11 protein-coding genes are annotated in these 18,729 nt (G+C 73.8%); 6 read left to right on the plus strand and 5 right to left on the minus strand.

Annotation, left to right across the window (positions count from 1 at the left end; translation table 11 throughout):
* Positions 1–6 precede the first annotated feature (6 nt).
* A complete protein-coding gene (locus ABZ861_RS27620) occupies positions 7–4,521 on the plus strand; it encodes a hypothetical protein (protein WP_361635399.1) in 4,515 nt (1,504 codons plus the stop codon).
* A 132-nt stretch (positions 4,522–4,653) separates the two neighbouring features.
* Here the strand turns inward: ABZ861_RS27620 and ABZ861_RS27625 are convergent, their stop codons facing one another.
* Positions 4,654–6,123 carry a M1 family metallopeptidase gene (locus tag ABZ861_RS27625; RefSeq protein WP_361635402.1) on the minus strand — a complete coding sequence of 490 codons (1,470 nt, stop codon included), beginning with the start codon at positions 6,121–6,123 and terminating at the stop codon, positions 4,654–4,656.
* A 419-nt stretch (positions 6,124–6,542) separates the two neighbouring features.
* Here ABZ861_RS27625 and ABZ861_RS27630 point away from each other — a divergent pair, with 419 nt between their 5' ends.
* From ABZ861_RS27630 to ABZ861_RS27640, 3 genes are all read left to right on the plus strand, one after another.
* On the plus strand, positions 6,543–7,433 hold the full coding sequence (locus tag ABZ861_RS27630; RefSeq protein WP_361635404.1) for an SGNH/GDSL hydrolase family protein: 891 nt from the start codon (positions 6,543–6,545) through the stop codon (positions 7,431–7,433).
* Positions 7,434–7,883: 450 nt separating this feature from the next.
* Entirely contained in the window at positions 7,884–8,087 is a 204-nt protein-coding gene (locus ABZ861_RS27635) for a cold-shock protein (protein WP_023544341.1), read from the plus strand.
* Between the two features lie 87 nt (positions 8,088–8,174).
* Positions 8,175–9,836, plus strand: coding sequence for a DEAD/DEAH box helicase (locus ABZ861_RS27640; protein ID WP_361635407.1), 1,662 nt, complete (start codon positions 8,175–8,177; stop codon positions 9,834–9,836).
* Positions 9,837–10,016: 180 nt separating this feature from the next.
* On the opposite strand, the gene ABZ861_RS27645 is transcribed toward ABZ861_RS27640, so the two are convergent.
* The 3 genes from ABZ861_RS27645 to ABZ861_RS27655 form a co-directional block, all read right to left on the minus strand.
* Positions 10,017–10,535 (minus strand): DUF4142 domain-containing protein, encoded by a 519-nt coding sequence (locus ABZ861_RS27645; RefSeq protein ID WP_361635409.1) that lies wholly within the window; start codon positions 10,533–10,535, stop codon positions 10,017–10,019.
* Positions 10,536–11,154: 619 nt separating this feature from the next.
* Positions 11,155–11,898: an alpha/beta fold hydrolase gene (locus tag ABZ861_RS27650; protein WP_361635412.1), complete on the minus strand. Its 744-nt coding sequence runs from the start codon at positions 11,896–11,898 to the stop codon at positions 11,155–11,157.
* Positions 11,895–14,009, minus strand: coding sequence for a non-ribosomal peptide synthetase (locus tag ABZ861_RS27655; protein WP_361635415.1), 2,115 nt, complete (start codon positions 14,007–14,009; stop codon positions 11,895–11,897). The genes ABZ861_RS27650 and ABZ861_RS27655 overlap by 4 nt, the downstream gene beginning before the upstream one ends.
* 163 nt (positions 14,010–14,172) lie before the next feature.
* On the opposite strand from ABZ861_RS27655, the gene ABZ861_RS27660 reads away from it, so the two are divergent.
* Both ABZ861_RS27660 and ABZ861_RS27665 read left to right on the plus strand, forming a co-directional pair.
* Positions 14,173–14,526, plus strand: a complete 354-nt coding sequence (locus ABZ861_RS27660; protein WP_361635417.1) for a TauD/TfdA family dioxygenase — start codon at positions 14,173–14,175, stop codon at positions 14,524–14,526.
* Positions 14,527–14,680: 154 nt separating this feature from the next.
* Positions 14,681–15,190 carry a prolyl oligopeptidase family serine peptidase gene (locus ABZ861_RS27665; RefSeq protein WP_361635573.1) on the plus strand — a complete coding sequence of 170 codons (510 nt, stop codon included), beginning with the start codon at positions 14,681–14,683 and terminating at the stop codon, positions 15,188–15,190.
* A 387-nt stretch (positions 15,191–15,577) separates the two neighbouring features.
* Here the strand turns inward: ABZ861_RS27665 and ABZ861_RS27670 are convergent, their stop codons facing one another.
* Entirely contained in the window at positions 15,578–18,553 is a 2,976-nt protein-coding gene (locus ABZ861_RS27670; protein ID WP_361635420.1) for a beta-ketoacyl synthase N-terminal-like domain-containing protein, read from the minus strand.
* Positions 18,554–18,729 lie beyond the last annotated feature (176 nt).

Raw genomic sequence — 18,729 nt, forward strand, 5'->3', positions numbered from 1 at the left:
CACCCGATGCGCCAGACCAGTGACTTCTCCGGTGAGTCGGCGTATGCCGTCGTGGTCGGCACGAGCCGTCACACGGAAGCCTCCGGCCTGGAGGATCTCCCCAGCGTCCGCGACACCGCGCTGCACGTGGCCAGGGCCCTGCACGAGGCGTGCGGCATGGACGTCTCGCGGATCACGTTGCTGCTCGACCCGGAGGACGACGGCGTCGTCGTCGACGCGGTGGAGCACGCGGCGTCCACCGCGCGAGGGCTGCTGCTCTTCTACTTCATAGGACACGGCCTTCTCGGCCCGCAGGACGAATTGTACCTGGCCACGCGTTCCAGCCCGTCCTACGAACGGGTCGCCCACTCGGTGCCGTACCGATCGGTCCGGAACCTGCTCAGCGCCTGTCCAGCCCGTGCCGTCGTCGTCCTGGACTGCTGCTTCTCCGGCCTCGCGGAGGCGGCCTCGCGCGGTCGGCGCAACGAAGCCCTCGCCAGCGCCCGCCCCCAGGGCAGTTACCTGCTCAGCTCCGCCTCCGACTACGCCCTGTCGTTCGCTCCCGAAGGCGAACGCTTCACCCTGTTCTCGGGCGCGGTGCTGCGACTGCTCGATGAGGGGGATCCGGTCGCACCCGCCTGGATGACCCTGGACCATCTGTACGCGGCACTGGACCGCAGGTTCCAGGACGCGGCCGTGCGCCCGCACCGACTGAGCGAGGACCGCGCCGGCGAGATCGTCGTCGCCGCCAACCGCGCCTACCGCCGGCCGCCGCGGACGCCCCGCGACGCGCCCCACCCGACGGACGACTCACCGTGCCCGTACCCGGGCATGAAGCCCTTCCAAGCCGAGGACAGCGAACGGTTCTTCGGCCGGGACGACCTGGTCGCCGACCTCCTCGGCAAGGTCCGCGAACCCGTCGGCGCCTCGCCGCTGATCGTGCTGGGCCCCTCCGGAGTGGGCAAGTCCTCGGTGCTGCGCGCCGGCCTGCTGGCCGCACTGGAACGCGCCGGCGAGGCGGACGCGTCCTCGCCATGGCCCGCCGTCCTCCTCGCCTCCCCCGGCCGTGATCCGGTGCGCGCGCTGGGTGAGCGATGGGCGCAGGTCACCGGCCGTTCGTACGCTGAGACAGAGCCGGACCTGCTGGCCGGACGGTTACCGGGCCCGGTGGCAGGACATCCCGCTTGCCGGGTGCTGGTGGTCGACCAGTTCGAAGAGGTCTTCACCCAGTGCCAGGACGCGGGCGAACGCGACCGGTTCATCAGCCTGTTGTGCGCCGACCACGGTGAGCGCGGGCTGCGCGTCGTCATCGGGCTGCGCGCCGACCACTACGGGAACTGCCTGTCCCACCCGGAGTTGGTGAAGGCGCTGCGCGACCGGTCGGTCATCGTGACCCCGCTGGACGGCGACGGCGTGCGGGCCGCCATCGAGCAGCCCGCCCGTGCCGCCGGACTGCGGCTCGAACACGGCCTGGCTGAGCTGCTGTTGCGGGATCTGCGGGAAGGCGGCCACCGCGATCTCGGCGCCGCGCTTCCCTTTCTCGCCCACGCGTTGCGCGAGACGTGGGTCCGGCGCGGCGCCGGGATTCTGACGCTGGCCGGTTACGCGGGCACGGGCGGGATCTGGGACTCGGTCACCAAGACAGCGGAGAGCATCTACCAGGAACTGGCCGACCCGGGCCGCGAGGTTCTGCGCGACCTGCTGCTCAGCATGGTGCTCGTCCGAGCCGGCAGCGCAGAAGCGGTCCGCCGCCGCGTGGACTTCGACGAGCTGATGCACGGCCGCTCAGCCCAGGAAGCCCAGTTGGCGAACCTGGTGGGCGACCGGCTGGTGCAGGCCCGCCTGGTGACCCGGGACCAGACCGGCGCGCAGATCTCCCACGAAGCCTTGCTGCGGGCGTGGCCGCGGCTGCGGAAGTGGACAGCCGAGGACCGCGCTGGGCTGGTGACCCGCCAGCAACTGGCGGACGCCGCGGACGAGTGGGAGCGCGCCGGCCGTCTGCGGGCCTACTGCTATCGGGGCGCTCGGCTGACCAACGCCGAGGAGTGGGCGCGCAAGGAGGGCAGGCGCAGGCCGCCGCGCCCGCTGGACGCCGCGTTCCTCGCGGCCAGCCGTGCCGTGGAGGACGCCGAGCGTACGAGGGAACTCGCCCGCACGCGCAGACTGAAGCAGTCCCTGGGAGCGATAGCCGTCGCCTTGGTCCTGGCCCTGGTGGCGGGAGGAATCGCGTGGCAGCGCAACGCCGTCGCGCAGCGCAACGGTCAGGCGGCGCAGACACGGCAGTTGGAGGCGGCGGCCCGCGCTGAGACCTCGTCGGACCCCAGAGCCGCGCTGTGGCTGGCAGTCGCCGCGTACCACCGTGCGGGCGGGGACGCGGCGAGCCGCGCGACACTGCTCGACGTGCTCGCCGGGACGCAGTTCTCCGGCTCGGCGCAGGCGGAGACGACCGGGGGAGCGCCGCTTTCCTACACCCCGGACGGGCGGACCCTGGTGATGGGGATGGGGGACGGCACCGCGGAGATCTTCAGGGTGGCCGGTTCCCCTCAGGTGCGGCGCGTCGCGGACGTGGCGCCGAGTCCGTACGCGGAAGGCTTCGGACATACGTATACCTGGGTCTCCGACCACGCGATGATGCTCATCGCGGGCAGCGGCACCCTGGGCCGCTTCTCTCTCACCGACCGGTCCGCGCCCGAGCCGCGAGGCTACCAGCGCCTGGCGCACGGCCTGGAAGCCGCGGGGTTCAGCCCGGACGGCGCACTGCTGGTGACGGTGCCGGTCGGTTTCGGGCCGGCCACCCTGTGGAGCACCGGCCGCGGCGCCGGCCAGGCCCGTTCAGCGGCTTCTTTTCCGACCCGCCCGAGCAGTGTCCAGACGGTCACGTTCTCCGCCCGGCGCCATCTGCTGGCGCTCGGATGGCAGGACGGTGCAGTGGAGTTGTGGAATGTGGCCGACCCTTCGGCGCCGCGTCGGCTGGGGCGGCTCCCGGGCGCCGGTGACGCTCCGAAGACGGCCGCCTTCAGCGCGGACGGAATGAGTCTGGCGGTCGGCACGCAGGACGCGCAGACCCGTCTGTGGGACCTCTCGAATCCCCTCCGTCCCAGCCGAGTGGCCGTGCTCAGCGCACATGGCGGGCCGGTGACGTCGGTGGCCTTCGACGCGGACGGACGCTATCTGGTGACCGCGAGCACGGACCGCAGCGCGATCCTGTGGGACGTCTCCGCTCGGCAGGGGCCGGTGAGAGTGGCCGCCTTCAGCGGCCCGGAGGCCCAGAGCGCCGCCTTCTCCCCGGACGGCAGCACCGTCGTCACGGGAGACCCGGACGGCAAGATGTACTTCTGGACGGTCAAGGACCGGCTCAGCCCGCAGAAGACCGGGCAGGTGGCGCCGGGGACACCCGTGAAGTACGCCAGTCAGCTCATGCCCGTGCTCCCGCACGCGTTGCACCCGCGCGGCAGGCTGCTGGCCCTGGCGACCGGGCAGAAGCAGATGAGCCTCATCTCGCTCAGCGGCCCGCAGGCCGGCCGCACCACCGCGACGTTCCCCGTCGGAGACTGGCAGTCTCTTGGTCCGCAGGGCGTCTTCTCGCCCGACGGCCGATTCCTGGCGATCACCGAGGAGACGACCGGCGCCGCGACCGTCTGGGACGTCTCCGATCCCGGCGCCCCGAGACAGTGGGCACGGATCCGACTCGACACAGCCGAGGATTACATCCCGGGCCTGGCGTTCTCGCCCGACGGCACGCTCATGGCCGCGAACGTCCTCCACCGTCCCACCACGCTGTGGGACGTCTCTCATCGCGGTCGCCCGGTTCGGCTGGCGCAGATCGAACAGGCCGAATTCCACGGCGGCGACCCGCTCTTCATCCCGCACGGCAAACTGCTGTCCGTCGGCACCGATGTCTACAGCGTCGCGGATCCGCGTGCTCCCCGCCGGGTGGCGACGCTGCCCAATCCGAACCACGATTACCTGCCACTCGACGGAAACGCGGTCGCCGTCAGTCCGGACGGCCGACTGCTGTTGTTCGACTCGGCCGGCGAGAGAACGGAGGTCTTCGACATCTCGTCGCCGAGTGAGCCGCGCTACCTGAGCCGATTGCCGGGCACGGGATTCGAGGCCCACTTCGCCTTCAGCGCCGACAGCCGCCTGATCGCCGGGACCGGCGCCGGGAATCAGGCACTGCTGTGGGACGTCGGCATTCCGTCCAGCCCGCACACCGTCGCCCACCTCGACCTCGGCGACGACCTGAGAGAGATCGCGTTCTCCGCCGACGGCTCAAGTCTGTTGACGTACGACCTGCTCAGCGTCACGACATGGCGGATCGCACCGCTCAGCGCGGCCCTTCGCGACCCGGACGGCCGTGCCTGCCGCCTGGTCGCGGCCAACCCCACTCACGAGGAGTGGGCGGACATCGCGCCCGACATTCCTTTCAGCCGAGTCTGCACGGACCTGCCTCCTGCCCCGGCGACGCCGACCGGCCTCCCGCAAAGGCTGTTTCCTTCGGCGATTCCCGCCGGAAGCCCGAGCGCGAAGCCTGAACGGTGAGGCGATGTCAGGTCAGTTGCGGTGCGATGAGGTGCGGCTCTCCTCGTCGGCCGCATCGATGGTGTGGCCGGCGCGGGTGGTCGGGGGCGGCCGGGGCGGCGCTTGGGGCGCCGCCCCGGTCCGTCGGACCGGTCAGCCGTCGATGCGGTGCTGGGTCCAGAACGAGGTCAGGTCGGTGGAAGTGGCCGCCTGGGCGGCGGCCTTGAACTCGGCGGTGGTGGAGACGCCGTACCAGTGGGCGGCCGCGTAGTCCTTCAGCAGCTTGGCCATGGCGGTGTCGCCGAGGAGGCGGCGCAGGTCGTGCAGGGCGCACTTGCCGTAGCCGTAGACGACGGTGGAGTACCGGGAGGAGTGGGCGTCCCAGTAGGCCATCGAGTCAGTGATCTTCTCGGCGCTGGAGGCCCAGGAGACGCTGCTCCAGCAGTTGGTGCCGGTCTTGCCCAGGGCGAGGTCCGTTGCGTAGTCGGTGAACGCCTCGTCCAGCCAGGGGCTGTTGTACTCGTCGTCGCCGACGATGCCGTACCACCACTGGTGGCCGATCTCGTGGGTGAGCGCGGTGCTGCTGACCAGGTCGAGGACGAAGCCGGGGTACTCCATGCCGCCGAACCAGTAGTTGTTGTCGATGACCGCGTCCAACTCCCCGTACGGGTACGCCCCGAAGCGGCTCGCGTGGGCGTCGACGGCGCTCTTGGCGGTGCTGAGCATGGACTGGGCGCTGGACGAGCTGATGTTGGAGACGGAGTAGACGTTGACCGCGACGCCGCCGGGGGAGGTGCCGGAGATCTTGCTGAACGGGCCGGCGGCCCAAGCAAAGTCGCGGACCTTGGAGGCGGTGGCCGTGGTCACCGTCCGGCCGCTGCTGCCGGGGGCGTCGGTGGAGGCGCCGGTGGCCGGGACCAGCAGGGAGCTGGGGTGGTCGAGGGTGACCTTGAAGTCGGCGGCCAGCGAGTAGAAGGACTCGCCGTTGTTCGTGTATGGGTCCAGGTGCCAGCCAGCGCCGTCGCGCACCGCGAGGACCGGCAGAGCGTTGCCGAGGAAGCTGAACGCGCCGTCGTGACCGAACCGGTCGGCGCCGCTGGGCACGGTGATGCCGAGGTCGAACCCGATGGAGGCGCTGCCGCCCTGGGCCAGCGGGGACGGGAGGGTCACCTTGAGCGAGGTGCAGTCGGCGGACAGGGCGCCCGCGGAGCCGCCGCTGACGTTGCTGACCTTGATCGGCAGCGCGGAGCAGCCGCCGTGGGCGTTGTCCCACAGACGGAGGTAGACCTCGCTGAGGGCGGTCGGGGAGGCGTTGGTGAAGCTCACGCTCTCGTGCCCGGTCCACCCGGTGCCGGAGCTGTTGCTGCTGAGGCTGACGGTGTAGCCGGGTGCGGCCGGAGTGCGGGTGGCGTCGGCGGCGAGCGGGGCGACGGCGCAGCCGCTGCCCGTCGAAGTGCCTTTCGCTTGAGCGCCGTCGGCGGCCGTCCGGCCGGTGACGCAGGCGGTGGCCGACGGTCCCGGGGCGGTCCGTGCGGCGGCGGGAGTGGCAGGGAGGGTGCAGGCGATCAGGGCGGCGGCGCTGAGCACGCCGGCTCCGAGGGCCCGGTGGGGGGTGGGTCTCACACACTGCTCCTTCGGCGGCGGCCGGGGACCGGCCGCATCGGTTGCGCCCGCCGGGCCGGGTGCGCCGGGGGCGGGTCGCGGGGTCGCTGAGCGGGAGGTGCGGCCGTGCCCGAGGGATACGGCTGCCGAAAGGGTGACAGATTTGACCAGGGCATGCCAGGGGAGGGGGCTGGAGGCGCCGGGCCGTGCCGCGCCGTTCGGGGCGGGCGCCGGGGCCGCTCGGGGCGGGCGCCGCGGCCGCTGCCTTGACTCCACCCGTTCTCGGACCAAGTCTGAGCAGTAGTCCAACAGTTGGAGTGATCCCGCTTCTGTCCACGGCGACCGTGTGGGCGGTATACAAGGCCAGTCGAGACGTGCGGGGCCGCCGTTGCCGGTGTGGCTCTGGTCGCGTTGTCCCATAGGCGAGGGGGAGGACCGAGATGGCTCACGCCACACGAAGGAGGGCCCGGCGGCGGGCGGTGCTGGGGGCCGCCCTGAGCGGGTGCGCCCTGGTCGCCGCGTCGGCGGTCCCGGCCGCCGCGCGTCCCGCCGAGCGCGCTCCGGACTACGTCGCGCTCGGCGACTCCTACACCTCCGGGCCGCTGATCCCCCGTCAGGTGGACGTCGCCTGCGCCCGCTCGGACCACAACTACCCCTCGCTGGTGGCCGACCGGCGCGAGGTCGCCTCGTTCCGGGACGTGAGCTGCGCCGGCGCGACGACCGCCGAGATGTGGCGACCGCAGGGCGCCAACGCGCCCCAGCTCGACGCGGTCGGGCGGCGCACCGACCTGGTGACGGTGCAGATCGGCGGCAACGACGTCGGCTTCGGCTCGATCATCGCCACCTGCGCCCGGCTCGCCGCCCAGGACCCGGAGGGCGATCCCTGCCGGCGCTCGTACCACTCCGCCGGATACGACGAGTTGACGGCGGCCGTGATCCGGACGGCGCCGAAGATCGACCAGGTGCTGCGGGGCGTGCGCGAGCGGGCGCCGCACGCGCGGGTGCTGCTCGTCGGCTATCCGGACCTGCTGCCCGACGACGGCACGGGCTGCTTCCCCACGGTGCCGTTCGCGCGCGGCGACTTCCCCTACCTGCGGGACACCGGCAAGCGGCTGAACCTGATGCTGCGGCTGGTCGCGGCCTGGAACGGGGCGGAGTACGTCGACACCTACGGGCCCACGGTCGGCCACGACATGTGCAAGGCGCCCGGCGAGCGCTGGATCGAACCGCTCCAGCCCACCTCGCCCGCCGCGCCCGCGCACCCCAACGCCGAAGGCGAGGCGGTCATGGCGCAGGCGGTCCTGCACGAGCTGGGGCGCGGCCGGGGGTGACCGGCCGCGCCTAGGGCGCGGGGCGCCGGCCGCCGCCGACTGCCGTGTCATCGGCGGACCCGGCGCCGGCGCGCGTCACTTCTCGCCTACTCGCCTACTCGCCTACCGGCCGTGGGGCGGACGGCGCGCACCGGTCGTGCCTCACCATGGAGTGACCACGGAGTGGGACAGCGCACACCTCTCGTTTCTCACCGGCGCACACCCGTCGTGCCTCACCGCAGGGCCGGACAGTGCGCACCCGTCGCGACAGTCCGCTCACGCTCTGTCGAAGCCGAGACGCTCCGCGAGGCCGCTGGACGCACGGCGGCGTTCCGCCGTGCTAAGCTTCTGATGTTGCAGTTGTGGTACCCATGAAGCTATGTGCGCCTGACGGGAATGTTTCTCCTGCAGGCGCATTATTTGTTTTCCGGCACCTCCGGATGGGGCCTCTGCCAGCAGAAGGAGGAGATCATGGCACAGGGAACCGTGAAGTGGTTCAACGCCGAAAAGGGTTTCGGCTTCATCCAGCAGGACGGCGGCGGCCCCGACGTCTTCGCTCACTACTCGAACATCGCGACCCAGGGCTTCCGTGAGCTCCAGGAAGGCCAGCGGGTCTCCTTCGACGTCACGCAGGGCCAGAAGGGCCCGCAGGCGGAGAACATCGTCCCCGCCTGATCGCCGGACGCGTACCCGCTCGCCGGGGTCCGCACCGTCATGGTGCGGACCCCGGCTTGCGCTGTTCCCAGGAAGGCACATCACCGCATGTCCCGCAGGCCCCAGAAGCCCAACCGGCGCGCCGCGTCGCCCGCACCGTCCGCGTCGTCACCGCATGAGTTCCGGCTGCCGGAAAACACGACACCCGCACTCCCCGCCGTCGAGGACTTCGCCGGCCTGGACATGCCCGCGGCGCTGCTGAAGACGCTCACCGCGCAGGGCGTGACCACCCCGTTCCCCATCCAGGCCGCCACGCTGCCCAACTCGCTCGCCGGCCGCGACCTGCTGGGCCGCGGACGCACCGGTTCCGGCAAGACCCTCGCGTTCGGCCTGGCGCTGCTGGCCCGTACGGCCGGACTGCGCGCGGAGCCCAAGGCGCCCCTCGCCCTCGTGCTGGTTCCCACCCGTGAACTCGCCCAGCAGGTGACGGACGCGCTGACCCCCTACGCGACGGCGGTGAACCTGCGCCTGGCCACCGTGGTCGGCGGGCTGTCCATCACCAAGCAGGCCGGCGCGCTCCGCCGGGGCGCCGAGGTGGTCGTGGCGACTCCGGGGCGGCTCAACGATCTCGTGGAGCGCGGCGACTGCGTGCTCGGCGGCGTGCGCATCACGGTGCTGGACGAAGCCGACCAGATGACCGACATGGGCTTCCTGCCGCAGATCACCAAGCTGATCCAGCAGGTACGGCCGGACGGGCAGCGCATGCTCTTCTCGGCCACGCTCGACCGCAACATCGACCGCCTGGTGCAGCGCTTCCTGACCGACCCCGTGGTGCACTCCGTGGACCCGTCCGCGGGAGCGGTGACCACCATGGAGCACCACGTGCTCCACGTCCAGGACGAGACCGACAAGAAGGCCGTCACCACGCGCATCGCCGCCCGCGACGGCCGGGTCATCCTCTTCCTCGACACCAAGAGGTCCGCCGACCGGCTCGCCAAGCGGCTCCTGGCCGTCGGCGTCCGCGCGGCGGCCCTGCACGGCGGCCGCTCGCAGCCGCAGCGCACGCGGACCCTGGAGCAGTTCAAGACCGGCCAGATCACCGCGTTGGTGGCGACGAACGTCGCGGCCCGTGGCATACACATCGACGACCTCGATCTCGTCGTCAACGTCGATCCGCCCACCGACCACAAGGACTACGTCCACCGGGGCGGCCGCACGGCCCGCGCCGGCGGCTCCGGCAGCGTGGTCACGCTGGTGCTGCCCGACCAGAAGCGGGACGTCACCCGGCTGATGTCGGACGCGGGCATCCGTCCCCGGACGACCCGCGTCACGTCGAGCGCCGCGGAACTGGCCGCCCTCACCGGCGCGCGCGAGCCGTCCGGCGTGGCCGTCGTGATCGAGGTCCCCCAGCCGGCCGTACCGGCGGCGTCGCGTCCGGCGCGCACGAGCGCCTCCCGGTCCGGCGGGCGGTCCGGCCGTCGGCGCCGTACCGACGGCGAGGCGCAGACGGCGGCCGCCGCCGGCGGGTCGGGCGGCCGGGGCTCCGGACGCCGGAGCGGATCCGGCGGCGCCACGCGCGGCACGGGAACCGCGGCCGCCCGCGGTTCCGACCGGCGGTCCGCGCCCGACGCGGCGACCGGCGCCGCCCCGGGCAAGGCCGTCCGCGGATCCGGTCGTCGGGCCGCGCCCGACAAGGCCAAGGGCGGCGCCGCCGGGACCGGCGGTGCCGGCGCCCACCGACGAGGCGGCCGCCGCCCCTCCGCGACCTGATCCCGCACGGCCCCCCGGCAGGTATCCGCCGGGGGCCGTGCGGGATTGAGGAGAAGGGGCGGTCCCGCGCCGTGGCAGGCGTGAGGGGGACCGCCCCTGACGGGCGGCGCGGCCAGCGGCTAGGCCCGCGACCGCCCGTTGCGCCACGTCAGAGCGCGACAGGTGTCACCCGCGCGCGCTCTAGCGGCAGACGCCGCCGCGGATCATGTTCAGGTGCATGACCACCACGGGTCGGGCCGCTCGGGCCCCCGCCACCACCTTGCTGTTCTTGCCGTCACGGATCTCCTTGTCGACGGCGTCCAGCGTCTTGCGGTGGCCCGCGTCCCCGAGCTTGAGCCACGCCTTGTCGTACGCGGCGGTCCCCGCCTTCGCCTGGACGGCCGCGAACTGCTCACGGTCCGCCGCGGAGGGCTTCGAGGGCAGCTTGGTGCCCGTGGCGGCGGCCAGTTTTTGCACCGAGGCGTCCAGCTTGGTGTGGTCTCGTACCCAGGTCTCGCCGGCCTTCTTCACGCAGGCGGTGGTGGCGTGGGCCTGGGCGTCCTTGCCGGCGGCGATCTCGGCCAGGTTGCCTTGGTGGGCCTGCACCAGGAAGGACTGGTCTTGTCGGCTCGCGCTCGGCGAGGCGGCGAACGTCTGCGGCGCGGACAGGCCGGTCAGGGCCGCTGCCGCGAGGACGATGGGAAGGGTGTACCGACGCATGGGGAAGCTCCTTCACCCGTCGGGCCCGAGGTCCGGGCCGGCTGTCGGTCGGATGTCGACCGGTCGACTCAGGAGCTATGAGTGCCACATCGCCCGCCCCCCTCACCTCGTGGAGGGAGTTTTTTTCCGATTCCTCCCCACTCGTCGGTGAGTCGGACCGGGTGAGCCCTTGTCCCGTCTGGGGTGACCCAGGCGGCGGCGGGGATGAAAATCTTTAAATCACCGCCCATGTCACGCAGCGTGTCGAAGGTGACCGGTCCAGGGCTTGCTGTCTGAGGAACGGCTCTCCTGTCGATCAGGAAAGTGAGGTCGGGCACTCGTCTAGGAAAGTGAGGTCGGGCACTCGTCTAGGAAAGTGAGGTCGGGCACTCGTCCTCGGCGAGCAGCAGTCCCTCGCCGCGCTCAAACGAGCGGCCGGTTCTGCGCGGGCCCCCCGCCCAGACCGTCCGTCTCGTCACCGACAAGTGGGCCGTGCGCGGCAGGCCCGCGGAGCGGGGGTTGAGCCCGGTGGCGGCCGCCCTGGGGCGGCCGGCGGACGATCTGCGCGCCTTCGGCGCCGCGCACGGCTTCCCGTTCATCGCCAAGCCGGTCGCGGCGACCGGAAGTCTCGGGGCCGGGATCAGCTCGTGGCGGCCGCCGTCAGGGACCGTCGGATCAGGGCGTGCGGGGGGTCGGGCACCAGGTAGAAGTGGTCGCCCCGCGCAGTGTGCTCGTCCACGCCCCCGCTGGTCAGGTCCGCCCAGGGACGCAGGTCGGCCTCCTCGTCGGCGTCTCCGGCGATCGTCGTGACCGGGCACCGTACGCTCAGTCCCGGGCGGGGGGCGTACGCGTGGAACATGCGTCCGTCGGCCCGTACATACGGCAGGACCAGTTCCTGGAACTCCGGGTCGGCGGCCAGTTCGGGATCGGTGCCGCCGAGGGTGAGCAGCCGCTCGACCACTGCGGCGTCGTCGTCAGCCTCGTTTGAGTGGTGTCCCGTCCAGGGCGGCGGGTACGGGGCGTCGCGGGAGCCGGAGGCGAACAGGCGGACCGGCCGGACGTCCCGCGCCTCCAGGGCGGCGGCGGTCTCCAGGGCGATGGGCGCGCCCATGCTGTGCCCGAACAGGGCGAGCGGCCGGTCGGCCAACTCCTCGCATGCGTCCGCGACTTCGGCGGCCAGACGCAAGAGGTCGGTCGGCGGCGGCTCGGCCAGCCGCTCGGCGCGTCCCGGGTAGCAGACGGCGTGCACTTCGATCCCCGGCAGATTCCGCCCCCAGTCTCCGAAGAACGAGGCCGACCCTCCGGCGTGCGGGAAGCAGACGAGGCGCAGGCGTGCGTCCGGGGCGGGGGTCTGGCAGCGCAGGACGCGGGGTTCCGCGCTCATGACGCCTCCTCCTGACGCGTGTGCCGGCGCGCTGCCCGCAGGGCGCGGGCCCGGCGTGCCGCCGCCTGCCGCGCTCGCGCGTCGCGTTCGTGCTCCGTCGCCTGGTCCGACCCGCAGCGCAGCATCGCGGTCTGCGAGGCCACCGTGGTGTGCTCGAACAACGCGATCATGGAGGGCCGTCGCCCGGTGTGCCGCTCCAGGGCTTCCCGCAACTGGTACATGGCGAGCGAATGCCCGCCGAGGTCGAAGAAGTTGACGTCGAGGGGCACGGGGGCCGTCTGGAGCACCTCGGCCCAGGCCGCGGTCACCCGATCGGTCAGATCGCCCTCCGCGGTCCGGGCCCCTGCGGCGGCCAGAGCGGATTCGGCGGCCCTTGCCCCTTGGGCGGCCACGGCGGATTCGGCGGGCACGGCGGATTCGGCGGCCCGAGGGGATGCGGCGCGGCTCGACGCGGCGGCGCGGGCGGACACGGCGGTGCGGCCGAGGCGTTCGGTCGCCGCGGCCCGCTCCGCGTCGGCCCGCTCGCGCAGCGCGGTCCGGTCTGTCTTGCCGTTGACCGTGCGCGGGAAGTCGTCGAGCACCGTGATCCTGGCGGGCACCATCGCGGCGGGCAGCCGCGCGGCCAGCCGTCGTCTGAGGTCGTCGGCGTCCGCCCGCGCCGGGGCCACGACGAAGGCCGTCAGCGTGCCCCCGGCGCGGTCCACGACCGCGGCGGCCTCCCGGACGCCCGGCAGCTCAGTCAAGTGCGCCTCCACAGCGCCGAGTTCGACGCGGTGGCCGCGTATCTTGACCTGGTGGTCGCGGCGGCCCAGGAACACGAGCGAGCCGTCCGGCTGCCGGCGCACGAGGTCCCCCGTGCGGTACATGCGGGCCGTGGGGGAGTCGGCGAACGGATCCCGGAGGAACGCCGCGGCGGTGGCCTCCGGCCGGCCGTGGTAGCCGCGGGTCACCCCCGCGCCCCCGATGAACAGCTCGCCCTCACCGCCCGGGGGCGCCGGACGCAGCTCGTCGTCCAGCACGTACAGCCGGGCGCCGGGCACGGGACGGCCGATCGAGACCGGTCCCGGAGCCTCGAAGCGGTGGTAGCTGGCCCATACGGTCGCCTCGGTCGGTCCGTACTCGTTGACCAGCGCGGCCGGTCCGGCGCGCAGGGCGAAGTGCCGCTCGACCAGCTCCGGAGGCAGCGGCTCGCCCGCCACGATCACGGTCTCCAGGGTGCGCAGCCGGGCGGCGCCGAGCCGCGCCGCCGCGTCCAGCAGGACGCTGTAGAGGGAGGGCACGCACAACAGGTGGGTCACCCGGCGCCGTTCGACCAGCTCGACCAGCCGCTCGGGGTCCCGGACGTCGTCGGCGCCGGCCACCACCAGGCAGCCGCCGGCCGTGAGGGCGCCCCACAGCCCGGCTACGGAGGAGTCGAAGGCCAGCGGGGAGACGAGCAGGAACACCGGGCGGCCCGGATAGACCATGCGGCGAGCCGCGGTGGACGCGGCCAACTGGCCGTGCTCGACGACCACTCCCTTCGGCTCGCCGGTGCTGCCCGAGGTGTAGATCAGGTAGGCCGCGTCGTGCTCGCGCACCGGCGCGGCCAAAGGCCGGTGCGCGGCCGGGTCACCGCCCTCCGGTCCGCCGCCCGCAGTGGCCGCCGCGCCGTCGGCCGCGATCACCGGCACGCCGAGACCGGCCAGGCGCTCACCGGCCGTGCCGGCGGTCACCACCGCGCTCACCTGGGCGTCTTTCAGGACGGCCGCGATGCGCCGGTCCGGGTGGGCGGGGTCGACGGGGACGTAGGCGGCTCCGCACCGCAGCACGGCGAGGACCGCGGCGACCATGGCGGCGGACGGCTCGGCGAGCACCCCGACGAGTGCGCCGTGCCCGACGCCCGCCTCGGCCAGGAGGGCGGCCGTCCGGTCGGCCCAGGCGCTCAGCTCGCCGTAGCTGACGCCGCTCGCGCCGCTGCGCACGGCCGGGCGGTCGGGCGACTGCGCGGCGATGCGGCCCACCAGCTCGTGCACCGGTGGCAGGGGTCCGGCGGGAAGCGGTGCGCCGTGTTCGGCTGATCCGGGGGCGGCGGGCGCGGTGGGCGGCGTTCCGTACGGCGTGAGCGGTGCCATCAGGGCTCCTCTGCTGGTTCTGCTGAACGGGTGACTGAGGACGCGGCGCGGGCAACCGATATTGCCAGGAGAGTCACAAGAATGGCAACCTGTTGTCACATCGGGGGGCGTCGCCGTGCGGGCGCCGCCCCGCTTCCGCGGACGCATCGGAAAGGCGACGACGATGACAGAGACTCTGCTGCCGCGCTCCCGCGTGCGCGTCACACCGCTGACGCCGTTCGGCGGCTTCGCCCGCCGGGTGGCGGGCTACGGCCCCGAGGCGTCCCGCGAGTTGATCCGGCTGCTCCAGGGCTACCCGACCCGGCCCGAGCACACCGTCCGCTGGCAGTGGCGGGTCGGCGACATCGCCGTCTGGGACGACCAGGCCACGGCGCACTACGCGATCTACGACTACGGCAACCAGTACCGGCGCGGCGAGCGCGTCACCGTGGTCGCGCCGGTCCCGGTCGGCGTCGACGGCCGCCCGAGCGAGGCGCTGCGCGGCGACACCACGGCGCACAGCACCGGCCGTGGCTGACCTCGCGGGGCCCGGCCCGGCACGGGCGGCCGCCGAACAGCGGACACAGCCGAGACAACATGCTCCGTACGGAAGTTGGGACTCACCGATCACCGCGGCCGTCGCCGCGGCGGACGAGGGGCGGACCGAGTGGGCCGCCTTCGTGGGCGACGAGGTGTGGTGGACCGAGACACGGCCGGCCGAGGGCGGCCGCACCGCCCTGGTGCGTCGGCCGGAGCTGTACCGCGTCGCCGGTGTCTATTACCCGCTGCTGGATCCGGAAGGGTGGCGCGGACGCGGCACGCACGACTTCGAGTCGCGCTACCTGGACAGCCTCATCGGTCCGTGGCCCGAGGCCGCGGACCGCTACGCGCAGGTGTCCCCGCTGCGCGGCGCCCACCGCGTCCGGGCGCCCTTCGTCCTCCTCCAGGGCCTGGACGACCCGGTGTGCCCGCCGGTCCAGGCCGAGGCGTTCCTGAAAAGGCTCCGGGAAGGTGAGGCGCCGCACGCGTACCTCACCTTCCCGGGCGAGCAGCATGGCTTCCGCCGAGCGGAGACGATCGTCTCCTGCCTGCACGCCGAACTGTCCGCCTACGCCCAGGTGTTCGGCTTCCGGGCGCCGGGCGTTCCCCAGGTCGAGCTGACCACGGCGCCGACCGCCGAACGCGCGGAGGAGTCCGCGTAGCCGCCCCGCCGCCGCACACGAAACCGGCCGTGCCCCGCGGAGGTCTTCCGCGGGGCACGGCCGTCGTCGTCCCCACGGAGGTCGTCCGCGGTGCACATGTGCCGCCGTGCGCGGGGCGGGCGGTCTGGATCCCGGCGTGCGCGGGGCGCTGTGTTCCCAGCGTGCGCCGGGCGGTCCGGGTTCCCTCGTGTACGCGGCGGTCTGGATCCCGGCGTGCGCCGGGTGGTCTGGATCCCGGCGTGTGGCGCGCGGTCTGGATCTCGGCGTGCGCCGGGCGTTCTGATCCGGTCGTGCGCCGGGCGGTCCGGGTCCCCTCGTGTACGCGGCAGTCCGGATCCCGGCGTACGCGGGGCGATCCACATCCCGCTGCCCGCACGGCAGTACGGATCAGCCAACCGCCGCTACGGGCGCTCGCTCGCTCTCCGCGAGGCCGCGTACCAGCTCGCTCTGGCGTTTCAGCGTCCGGGCGAGCAGCAGTTCGTGCATGGGGACCGCGACGCCCAGCTCGGTGCGCAGCTTGCGGGCCAGATGGGTGACGAGCAGGGAGTCGCCGCCCAGCAGGAAGAAGTCGGCCTCCTCGCCGAGGTCCTCGTGGCCGAGCAGCTCACGCCAGATCCGGGTGACCAGCGCGGGCACGTCGGCGACGGCCGCGCGGCCCGGCCCGGGGACGCCGGGCGCTTCCATGACAGCGGCCCGCCCGGGTGCGGGGCTGGCCGGCGCCGGCCGGGGTGCGGCCGGTCGGGCGAGGGCCTCCGGGGCGATGCGGCGCGGCCCGGCGCAGGGGTAGCCGGGCAGGCGGACCGACTCGCCGTCGCCGCACAGGGCCTCCAGGTCCATGGGCTGGCCCATGGTCCACAGCGTGCCGAGCGCCGTGAGGACGTCCCGACCGGTCGGCGCCTCCCGCCCCGCGGCGAGGGGCACCGCCGTCAGGTCCGCGGCCGCGGCCGCCGCGGACAGGGCGCGGCCCGGACCGGCCTCCACCACCACCGGGCCGGGCAGGTGCGCGGCGAGCGCGTCGAGGGCCTGGGCGAACCGCACGGTGGACCGGGCGCGTGCGGCGAGACCGACCGGGTCGGCCGGCTCGCCCGGCAGGACCAGCCGTCCGTCGGCGGTGGCCCAGGCGATGGACGGCGGCCGTACGGTGATCCGGGCCAGCTCCTCGGCGAGCGGGGCCACGGCGGGCTCGATGAGAGCGGAGTGGAAGGCGTGGCTGGTGCGCAGCCGCCGGGCGTGGACCCGCCCCGCCAGCCACGTCTCGAACGCGTCGACCGCCTCGTGGGCGCCCGCGACGACGCTGCTCTCGCGGGAGTTGACGGCGGAGAGCTCCAGCGCGAGCCCCGAGGCGGCGATCAGCGCGCACGCCTCGTCTTCGCCGCAGCCGAGGGCGAGCATGGCGCCGGGCGGGCAGTCCTGCATGAGGCGCCCCCGCAGCGTCACCAGCCGGGCCGCGTCGGGCAGCGCCAGCACCCCGGCCACGCAGGCTGCGGTGATCTCGCCCAGGCTGTGCCCGATCACCCCCGCGGGCGCCGGGCCGAGCCGGCACAGCGCGGTGGCGGCCGCGTACTCCACCGCGAACAGGGCGGGTTGGGCCAGCCGCGTCTGCGCCAGTTCGGCGGCGGGGAAGCCGAGGTCGGACAGCGCCCGTGCGAGGACGCGGGCGATGGCGGGGTCGAACGCGTCCAGGCACTCCTGGAGAGCCGCCGGGAAACCGGGCAGGGCCTCGCTGAACGGAACGGCCATGCCGGGCCGTTGGGCCCCCTGGCCGGGGAACGCCAGGACCAGGGGCGCGGGTTTGGCCGACGGGCGGCTGCCGCGCACCACTTCGGCGCCGGTGGCGAGGCGCTCGGCGATCTCCGCGGCGGTGCCGCCCGCCACCGCGAGCCGTTCGGTGAGCGCGGCCCGGCCCGTCGCCAGGGTCCGGGCGACGTCGGCCGCGCACGGCGCGTGCGCGGCCAGGTGGCGGCCGAGGCGGTCGGCGGTGCGGTCCAGCGCCGCCCCGTCCGCCGCCGACAGCACGACCAGGCTCCCCGCCGCCGGGGCGCCCCGGCGGCGCGGGCGGGGCGGCCGCGGCGGCGCGCTCTCCACGACCACGTGCGCGTTGGTGCCGCCGACGCCGAAGGAGCTGACCCCGGCCCGGCGGGGTCCCGGGCCCTGCCACGGGGCGGCCCGCGTCGGGACGTACAGGGGGCAGTCGTCCGTCTCCAGCAGCGGGTTGAGCCTGCTGAATCCGGCGAGCGGCGGCACGACGCCGTCCCGCACCGCCAGCAGCGCCTTGATCAGTCCGGCGAGCCCGGCCGCGTTGTCGAGGTGCCCGGTGTTCGCCTTGAGGGCTCCGACTGGGACCTGCCCGGGGCGCGCGCCCGCCGCGCGCAGGGCGCCGGAGGCCGCGGACCACTCGATGGGGTCGCCGATGCGGGTGCCGGTGCCGTGCGTCTCCAGGTATCCGATGCTCGCGCCGTCCACGTCGGCCGCTTCGAGCGCGGCCCGGATCGCGGACTGCTGGCCGCCCGCGGACGGGGCGAAGTAGCCGGCCTTCGCGGCGCCGTCGTTGTTGACCGCCGTGCCGAGGACCACCCCGTAGGGCTCCGGGCCCGTCTCGGGCACGTCGTCGAGACGGCGCAGGACGACGCAGGCCACACCGGACCCGGCGACCACCCCGTCGGCCTGCTCGTCGAAGGGCCGGCAGCGTCCGGAGGCGGAGTGGATGCCGCCGGGCACCCGCAGATGCCCGGCCTGCGGGTGGGCCACGCCCGCGGCGACCACGAGCGCCTGGTCGCACTCCCCGGCGAGCAGGCCCTGGACGGCCGTGTGCACGGCGACCAGGGAGGAGGAGCAGGCCGTCTGCACGGCGAGCGCGGGCCCGGACAGGTTCAGCCGGTAGGCGATGGTGCTGGCCAGGAAGTCGGGCGCGGCGCCGTGCAGGGCGTCCTCGACGGTCAGAGGGTCCAGCCGGCCACCGGCGATCATGCGGTGCAGATATCCGGACGCGCTGGCGGAGGCGTAGACCCCGGTCGTCAGGCGGGTGTCGAGCGGGTCGACGGCCGCGTCCTCCAGCGCCGTCCACGCGCACTCCAGCATCAGCCGCAGTTGCGGATCCATCATCTCCGCCTCGCGCGGACTCACCCGGAACAGGTCGTTCTCGAAGCGGTCGGCGTCGTCCAGGTGGCCGTGCACGGGCACGAAGTCCGGGTCGTCCACGAGGTCTTCGGGCGCCCCGGCGGCGACGAGCCGCCGCCGGTCGTAGCGAGTCGTCAGCACCCGGCCCGCCTGGAGGGCCTCCCACCACCCGGCCAGGTCCGAGACGCCGGGGAACCGGCCTGAGAAGCCGGTCACGGCGATGTCGAGGGAACGGTCGCGCGCCATGGGACCACCTTCGCTGCACTGGGCCGCTCTCCCGGGCGGAAGAACGGTGGACCGGCTCGCGTCCGGCGAGGCGCCGGGCCGACCGATCCCCGAACAGAGGTTGCCAGATTAGGCAACTTCCTGGCAATGTCATTGTCAACGTCCGGTGCGAAGGAAGCGGCGACCGTGGCCGCCGC

This window comes from Streptomyces sp. NPDC046985, from assembly GCF_040644415.1.
Classification (GTDB): domain Bacteria; phylum Actinomycetota; class Actinomycetes; order Streptomycetales; family Streptomycetaceae; genus Streptomyces.